2 protein-coding genes and 1 pseudogene are annotated in these 1,528 nt (G+C 39.7%); all 3 read left to right on the plus strand.

All coding sequences use genetic code 11. The features are described 5' to 3' along the window. A partial coding sequence (locus tag ACFVSH_RS26500) for an ABC transporter permease (protein ID WP_387708792.1) occupies nt 1-322 on the plus strand: 322 nt, incomplete at its 5' end. Nucleotides 323-334: 12 nt separating this feature from the next. Beyond that, nucleotides 335-1,330 (plus strand): substrate-binding domain-containing protein, encoded by a 996-nt coding sequence (locus ACFVSH_RS26505; RefSeq protein ID WP_387708794.1) that lies wholly within the window; start codon nt 335-337, stop codon nt 1,328-1,330. A 14-nt stretch (nt 1,331-1,344) separates the two neighbouring features. Beyond that, nucleotides 1,345-1,528 (plus strand): annotated as a pseudogene (locus tag ACFVSH_RS26510) (deoxyribose-phosphate aldolase); the annotation flags it as partial.

Below are 1,528 nucleotides of genomic sequence, written 5' to 3' on the forward strand. Positions count from 1 at the left end.
GTATGTTACATGGTGTTTCGTAATCGCAGGGTTGTTAGCGGCAGTGGCCGGTATTCTCATGAGCGCGTGGCTAACCGTCGGACAACCAACGGCCGGTACTGGTCTTGAGTTAGATGTTATTGCGGCAGTTGTCATAGGTGGAACAAGCCTAATGGGCGGAAAAGGTAGCATAGGTGGAACTTTCATTGGTGTACTGATCATGAGCATGATCGTCAATATCTTCAACCTGTTAGGTTTATCATCTTACTACCAATCTATATTCATGGGCTTAATCATAGTACTAGCATTAATTATGAACCAATATATCATTAATAAAAAATAAGGGGTGTTTAATTTGAATAAAAAGTGGATGACAGGTTTAGTGGCAATAGCACTTACGTTTACGTTAACGGCATGTGGAGGTGGTGCAGCAAAGGACTCTGGTTCAAGCACAAGTAAAGATGGAGATGGTGAATCATTAGTGATTGGTTTCTCACAGGCAACTCTTGAATCTCCTTTTTATACATCATTGGTTGATGGAGCTAAAGCAGAAGCTAAAAAAGAGAACGCCGAATTAATTGTAGTGGACGCTCAAAATGATATAGAAAAACAAAATACAGATGTGCAATCTCTCATTACAAAAGGAATCAATGTTTTGCTCATTAATCCGGTCAATCCATCAGCTGTAGCACCCGCATTAAAAGCAGCTGAAAGAGCGGGTATACCAGTTATTACAGTGGATCGTCAAACAAAAGAAGACGTCGTTTCTTATATTGGCAGGGATAATGTAGAAATGGGTCGTCTTGCTGGTGAAAAAGCCGTTGAGCTTCTAGGCGGTAAAGGAGCTACTGGTAAGGTTATTGAATTACAAGGGGACGCTGGTGGCACAGTTATGAAGGCTCGTCATGATGGATTTCATGAAGTTGTAGAGAAAGAAAAGGGAATTAAGATTATTGAAGGTCCTTACAGTGAGTATATACGGGCAAAAGCCGTTTCATCCATGCAGGATTTACTGCAGGCTCATCCGGATGTAAAACTGGTATACGCTCATAATGACGATATGGCACTTGGCGCAATGAAAGTATTAGAGCAGGCAGGAAAACTGAAAGATGTTAAAATTGTTGGAATCGACGGGTTAATGGAAGCAGTGAAAAAAATTGAAGCAGGCACGTTTCATGCAACAGTTATCAACGATCCGATTTCCCTCGGGACACTTGCTATCCAAACAGCAATCAAAACCGGGAATGGAGAAGACGTTGAAAAAGTAATGAATGCAGAGACAGGCTTAATTGATGAAAAGAATGTAACGAACTATGAAGATGATTCGAAAAAATTTGCGGAAGTAAAATAATGGAGGTAAATGAATTGAAAGAAATAAAATTGATTGACCATACCTTACTTAAACCGGAAATAAAGAAAGAAGATATTATTAAGCTTTGTGAAGAAGCAAAAGAATTTGGATTTGCCTCCATATGTGTTAATCCAACTTGGGTAGCGAAGTCAGCCGAAATCTTACAAGATACAGATATAAAGGTTTGTACGGTTACTG

This window comes from Peribacillus sp. NPDC058002 (genome assembly GCF_042886655.1).
Classification (GTDB): domain Bacteria; phylum Bacillota; class Bacilli; order Bacillales; family DSM-1321; genus Peribacillus; species Peribacillus aracenensis.